This is a genomic window from Desulfovibrio sp. ZJ369 (assembly GCF_011039085.1).
Lineage (GTDB): Bacteria > Desulfobacterota > Desulfovibrionia > Desulfovibrionales > Desulfovibrionaceae > Desulfovibrio.
The window spans coordinates 1-5291 of record NZ_JAAKEI010000075.1 but is presented as its reverse complement, the minus strand read 5'-3'; the positions used below and the strand labels follow the sequence as shown (position 1 = coordinate 5291).

General features: G+C 57.9%; 7 protein-coding genes and 2 tRNA genes. 4 read left to right on the top strand and 5 right to left on the bottom strand.

Annotation, left to right across the window (positions count from 1 at the left end):
• Positions 1 to 222: 222 nt before the first annotated feature.
• The 3 genes from G7Y51_RS13060 to G7Y51_RS13050 all read right to left on the bottom strand — a co-directional run bounded on the left by G7Y51_RS13060 (position 223) and on the right by G7Y51_RS13050 (position 950).
• A complete protein-coding gene (locus tag G7Y51_RS13060) occupies positions 223 to 360 on the bottom strand; it encodes a hypothetical protein (RefSeq protein ID WP_165178155.1) in 138 nt (45 codons plus the stop codon).
• On the bottom strand, positions 357 to 746 hold the full coding sequence (locus G7Y51_RS13055) for a hypothetical protein (RefSeq protein ID WP_165178153.1): 390 nt from the start codon (positions 744 to 746) through the stop codon (positions 357 to 359). The genes G7Y51_RS13060 and G7Y51_RS13055 overlap by 4 nt, the downstream gene beginning before the upstream one ends.
• Positions 747 to 812: 66 nt before the next feature.
• Positions 813 to 950, bottom strand: a complete 138-nt coding sequence (locus G7Y51_RS13050) for a hypothetical protein (protein ID WP_206214348.1) — start codon at positions 948 to 950, stop codon at positions 813 to 815.
• 153 nt (positions 951 to 1103) lie between these two features.
• On the opposite strand from G7Y51_RS13050, the gene G7Y51_RS13045 reads away from it, so the two are divergent.
• Both G7Y51_RS13045 and G7Y51_RS13040 read left to right on the top strand, forming a co-directional pair.
• Positions 1104 to 1388: a DUF1640 domain-containing protein gene (locus G7Y51_RS13045; protein WP_165178149.1), complete on the top strand. Its 285-nt coding sequence runs from the start codon at positions 1104 to 1106 to the stop codon at positions 1386 to 1388.
• Positions 1389 to 1479: 91 nt separating this feature from the next.
• Positions 1480 to 2262, top strand: coding sequence for a DNA adenine methylase (locus tag G7Y51_RS13040; RefSeq protein WP_206214350.1), 783 nt, complete (start codon positions 1480 to 1482; stop codon positions 2260 to 2262).
• Positions 2263 to 2441: 179 nt separating this feature from the next.
• Here G7Y51_RS13040 and G7Y51_RS13035 read toward each other — a convergent pair.
• Positions 2442 to 2517, bottom strand: a tRNA-Lys gene (locus G7Y51_RS13035).
• A gap of 148 nt (positions 2518 to 2665) precedes the next feature.
• Positions 2666 to 4399 carry a glutamine--tRNA ligase/YqeY domain fusion protein gene (locus G7Y51_RS13030; protein WP_165178147.1) on the bottom strand — a complete coding sequence of 578 codons (1734 nt, stop codon included), beginning with the start codon at positions 4397 to 4399 and terminating at the stop codon, positions 2666 to 2668.
• 279 nt (positions 4400 to 4678) lie between these two features.
• Between G7Y51_RS13030 and G7Y51_RS13025 the strand changes: the two genes are divergently transcribed.
• Positions 4679 to 4773 (top strand) — tRNA-Ser (locus G7Y51_RS13025).
• Between the two features lie 160 nt (positions 4774 to 4933).
• Complete coding sequence (locus tag G7Y51_RS13020) at positions 4934 to 5119, top strand: Arm DNA-binding domain-containing protein (protein WP_165178145.1); 186 nt, start codon at positions 4934 to 4936, stop codon at positions 5117 to 5119.
• Positions 5120 to 5291 lie beyond the last annotated feature (172 nt).

The following is a 5291-nucleotide window of genomic DNA, read 5'->3' as shown; positions in this document are numbered from 1 at the left end:
TGCCCACGAGACACCGTGGATGACAGGCGAAAAACTCTGATACCTTCCCCCGCGAGAGAGTCTTACTGAACACTTTCGCTCCACGCTCATTCATGCCGTACACATGAAAGGAGTTCTTTGCCAAATCGATACCGATGATTGTCGCTGTGCTCATGGTGGCCTCCTGCTCCTGGGGTTGTGATACCCCACGTTTACCGAGTTTCAGCGGGCTGGGCCATCCCATCATTTTTGAGCGCGCCACACAGCGGACCAGTTGACCGATCCGCCCGCCGTCTTGCAGGTGGCGCTGTGCCCGTTGACCACGCCGTGCCGGGCGCGCTGTTGCGCCGTGGGAATGCAGGACAACGTGAAAGCTATCATTGCCGCACCCCCGCGCGCGTTTGCCTGATCAGTTTTTCCATTGCGTTTCTGGCCGCGGCTTCCCCGCGCAGAGCCCTGGATACCAGCCGTCCCAGGCCCGGCGCCTTGCGGCCGGAGCATTCCATCGGCAAGGGCGGCAGCGATTGCACGGGCTGCCTGCATCTGGGCAGCAAGGCCAGAATGTGCGCCGGGGTAGGGAATCGCGAGGATTCCCTGCGGTGCAGGGCAAAGGCCCGTTCTATGGCTTCAGGGTTCTCGCCGTCCAGGTCATCGGCGAAAATTTCAGCCAGGAGGGCAAGTTCCTCCGGGGAGCGCCCGGATTTGTGAACCGCCTCCGCCTCAATCAAACGCGGCAGGAGGCGTTGCTGCAGCTGCTCTCTGTCCATGTTGCGCTCCTTGCGCCTGTTGCTTTGCCGCTCTTTCGCGCTCCCTGAGATCCCTGGCTATGCGCATCATGTTGCGCCTGTCCTGCTGTTGGCGAGGACATAGCCGCCCTCGACCTCGTCGATCCACACGCCAAGGCAGTGGTCAAAGAAGGCCCGTTCATCTCCCTGCCAGTCAGCGGCAAGCTCAATGTCTTCCCAATCCATACCGGCCAGATCGCCGTCAGGTTTATTCTGCGCCGCCCACAACCACAAAACCTGAAGCGAGCGAACCCTATTTTGATTTGAAGAGGGCAGACGCGTTTTTGACAGAGGCCGTGAAACCGTTTATCTCTGAATACAGACAGCAAGGAGGCCAGTATGACCGCCGCAACCTTTGATACCCTCGGATACTTTGAAAAGCTCAAGGCCGCCGGCTTCACGGAAGAACAGGCAAAAGTGCAGGTCGAAGCCATGCAGGGCGTCGTGCGAAGCTACGACGAAGCATCCCGCAAAGAACTGGCTACCAAAGGCGACCTTCAGGATGTGCGCACTGAGCTAAAGGAAGAAATAGCCAACACCAAGCATGAAATTCTCAAGTGGATGATGGCGACAATGGTTGCGCAAACCGCGCTTCTTGTGGCTGTCATCGCATTCCTCAAGTAACTCTCTCCCCGCACACCACGGGCGGCTCTCAATGAGCCGCCTTTTCCTGTCTGAACTGAAATACTTTGCATAGCTCGCCCCTTGTACGGGCATCCTGTCTCTTGCGGCGATACTCTGCCTCCCAGGCAGATGGCGGGGGGGAAGGTTTGCACAGCCCCCCCGCCGACGGACTCCAAGTCCGCTTTGCTATTGCGAACCCTTCGCCGGAGCGGCCTGGGTACTGTTCCGCAAGGAGGAATCCAAGGTTGAGGCCATCAACGACATCAACCTTGAGATCGTGACGTTTTACCGTGTCATCCAGCATCATTTGGAAGAATTCGTGCGTTACTTCAAGTGGGTTCTTATTTCGCGTGACGAATTTGAACGCCTGAAGCGCGTTGAGGCGGACACGTTGACTGATATCCAACGGGCAGCGCGTTTCTATTATCTTCAGCAGATGTGTTTCGGGGGAAGAATGGATGACAGACCGGCTTTCGGCTACGCGGCGGTGCGCGGCCCCAAGCTCAACCTGCTGCGGATAGAAGAGCAGCTGTCCGCAGCACACTTGCGTCTGGCGCGGACATACATTGAATGCCTGCCGTACCACGAAGTGATCAAACGCTACGACAAATCGACCACCATTTTTTATATTGATCCGCCATACTGGGACTGTGAAAACTATTACGGCAAGGGGAAATTCAGCCGGGAAGATTTCAACGTGCTGGCCGAACTGCTGGGGCGCATAGAGGGAAAATTTATCTTGTCGCTGAATGACAAGCCGGAAGTCAGGAAGCTTTTTTCAGGCTTTACCTTTGAAGAGGTCGAGGTGCCCTACACCTGCAGCAACGGCAAAAATCTCAAGTCCCCGGAACTGCTCATCCGCAACTTCGAGTAAACCGCTCCGACATTCAGACAAAAAACGTGCCAAAGCTCACTTCAAGCTCTGGCACGTTCTCATTTCTCGTGCGGCCTCACAACAGCCAAAAGCGGGCCGCGGTCAACGCCCTCCCGGAGTTCCGCTATGTGCCCAAGAGAAAAGCCCCCACGGCGGTCGCCGTAAGGGCTTGAAAATACTGGTGGGTCGTGCGGGGATCGAACCTGCGACTCTCTGCTTAAAAGGCAGATACTCTACCTACTGAGTTAACGACCCGTTGAGATCGACAAAATAGCGGCAAGCGGCAAGATTGTCAAGGCAGTATCCCTGGGTCCGCGCCTGGTTTTTCAGCCCTGGGCCGCAAGCCCGCGCGGCGCAGGCCGTTATCCGCGCGCGGCGCGGGAGCATTTTCACAGGAAAGGCTCTAAGCTCCCTTTTTTTCCAGCTTGGCCCATGTGTCGCGCAACGTGGCCGTGCGGTTGAACACCGGCCGGCCCGGTGTGCTGTCCTTGTCCTTGCAGAAATACCCCAGGCGCTCGAACTGCACGCGATCGCCGGGCTTGCTTTCGGCCAGGGCCGGTTCCAGCAGGCCTTGCACCACGCGCAAGGAGTCGGGATTCAGGTAGTCCAGAAAGGTCTTGCCCTCGGGCACGGCGTTGGGATTTTCCACGGCAAAGAGCTGATCGTAGAGGCGCACTTCCGCCGGGATGGCGTGCGCCGCCGAAACCCAGTGGATCGTGCCCTTGACCTTGCGGCCGTCAGGGCTCTGGCCGCCCCGGCTTTGGGGGTCATACACGCAGCGCAGCTCCAGGACGTTGCCTGCCTCGTCCAGCACGGCCTCGCGACAGGTGATGAAATAGGCGTAGCGCAAACGCACTTCCGCGCCGGGCGAAAGCCGGTGGAATTTTTTGGGCGGCTCCAGCCGGAAGTCGTCCCGCTCAATATACAACTCACGCGAAAAGGGCGCCTTGCGGCTGCCGTGGGAGGCATCCTCGGGATGGTAGGGCATCTCGAACTCTTCCACCTGATGTTCGGGATAATTTTCAATGACCACCTTGATCGGATCGAGCACGGCCATGACGCGCGGCGCATGAGCATTCAGGTATTCGCGGATACAGAATTCCAGCATGGAATACTCCACCGTGGAATTGACCCGGGCCAGTCCCACTCTGGCGCAGAACTCGCGCAACGCTTCGGGCGGCACGCCCCTGCGGCGCAGGCCGCTCAGCGTGGGCATACGCGGGTCGTCCCAGCCCGTAACGTGCCCCTCCCTGACCAGTTGGATCAGCTTGCGCTTGGAAAGCACGGTATAGGTCAGATTAAGGCGGGCGAACTCGATCTGCTGCGGATGATACAGGCCCAGGGCGTTCAGCACCCAGTCGTACAGCTCGCGGTTGTTTACGAACTCCAGGGTGCAGAGCGAATGTGTGATGCCCTCCAGAGAATCGGACAGGCAGTGGGTGTAATCGTACATAGGGTAGATACACCAAGCATTGCCCGTGCGGTGATGCTCGGCATGACGGATGCGGTAGAGCGTGGGATCGCGCATGACCAGATTGGGCGAGGCCATGTCGATTTTGGCGCGCAGCACCCGCGCTCCGTCCGGGAACTCTCCGGCGCGCATACGGCGGAAGAGATCCAGATTTTCCTCCACGCTGCGGTTGCGGTACGGGCTCTCGCGTCCTGCCTGGGTGAGCGTGCCGCGGTACTCGCGGATCTCGTCCGCCGTAAGATCGTCCACATAGGCCTTGCCCATGCGGATCAACTGCTCGGCGTACTGGTAAAGTTTTTCAAAATAATCGGAGGCGTAAAATTCGCGATTCTGCCACTCCCCGCCCAGCCAGCGCACATCTTCGCGGATGGATTCCACATACTCGCTTTCTTCCTTGACGGGATTGGTGTCGTCAAAGCGCAGATTGCACAGCCCGCTGAATTCCCGGGCCACGCCGAAATTAAGGCAAATGGACTTGGCGTGCCCGAGATGCAGATAGCCGTTGGGTTCCGGCGGAAAACGCGTATGCACCTGGCCGCCGAAACGGCCTGACGCGTTGTCTTCCCGGATACGGGCCCGGATGAAGTCCAGGCCGGGCCTGGCTGCCTCCCTGGCCGGGGTTGCAGTGTCGTTCGGGAGCGCATCAGGGGCTGTGTTCGAGGACATATTCCGCTCCATTCCATTGCGCCGATTGCGGCGCAGATTGCGAGGCATCAGCCGAAAGATCGCCATGCGGCCCGCTGCGGCGCGTCAGGGAGAAAGCGCATTCCCTTGCGGGCGATCCGCGTGCAGCGCCGCACTGCCCGGCTGTTGCGGTAATGATAAACTGAAAAAATACGCCAAGTCGCACCTGCGGTCAATGCAGGCCTGGCGGGTTGACAGCAATGCCGGTCTGAGCTAACGTGCGTCTTCACGGTCTGGCGGCACATGTGCGCCGGATCATGCGGAGAGGTGTCCGAGCCGGCCGAAGGAGCTCGCCTGCTAAGCGAGTATACGGGCTTAAACCTGTATCGAGGGTTCAAATCCCTCCCTCTCCGCCAGATTTCACTCCATCTTGGTTTGGTACAGTCCAAAAAGTCTTTCCTGGCAAGGGATGAGGCGAACTGGACTGTCCGACCGAGAGGATGAAACGCCACAGACATCCGCCAGTTTTAGGGGTATTTCAAGGGGTATACAATCCCTTGCCAGGAGAATACCCCTATGTCCCTTACCGATACCGCCATTCGTGCGGTTAAGCCCCTTGATAAGCCGCAAAAACTTTTTGGCGGCAATGGCCTCTTCCTTTTTGTCGCGCCAAGCGGCACCAAAAGCTGGCGCGTCAAATACCGCTTCCAGGGCCGCGAAAAACTCCTCACGCCAGATCGTTTTGCTAATGAAATTAGCTAAATGATCTGGCGACAGCGTTAGAGCATTTTCAAAAGTGAAAATGCTCTAGTGTTGCGTCAAACTTGAAAAGGCATAAAAAAGGACTTATCTTTTTCCTCAAATGGGAGAAGATATGCCAAAAATTTTATATAGGGTGACCCTCACACAGGAAGAACGCACTGAACTTGAAAGT

Bases quoted from the DNA above. Each gene is read 5' to 3' on its own strand.
- G7Y51_RS13060 (WP_165178155.1), bottom strand. From the start codon at position 360: ATGATAGCTTTCACGTTGTCCTGCATTCCCACGGCGCAACAGCGCGCC.
- G7Y51_RS13055 (WP_165178153.1), bottom strand. From the start codon at position 746: ATGGACAGAGAGCAGCTGCAGCAACGCCTCCTGCCGCGTTTGATTGAG.
- G7Y51_RS13050 (WP_206214348.1), bottom strand. From the start codon at position 950: ATGGATTGGGAAGACATTGAGCTTGCCGCTGACTGGCAGGGAGATGAA.
- G7Y51_RS13045 (WP_165178149.1), top strand. From the start codon at position 1,104: ATGACCGCCGCAACCTTTGATACCCTCGGATACTTTGAAAAGCTCAAG.
- G7Y51_RS13030 (WP_165178147.1), bottom strand. From the start codon at position 4,399: ATGTCCTCGAACACAGCCCCTGATGCGCTCCCGAACGACACTGCAACC.
- G7Y51_RS13020 (WP_165178145.1), top strand. From the start codon at position 4,934: ATGTCCCTTACCGATACCGCCATTCGTGCGGTTAAGCCCCTTGATAAG.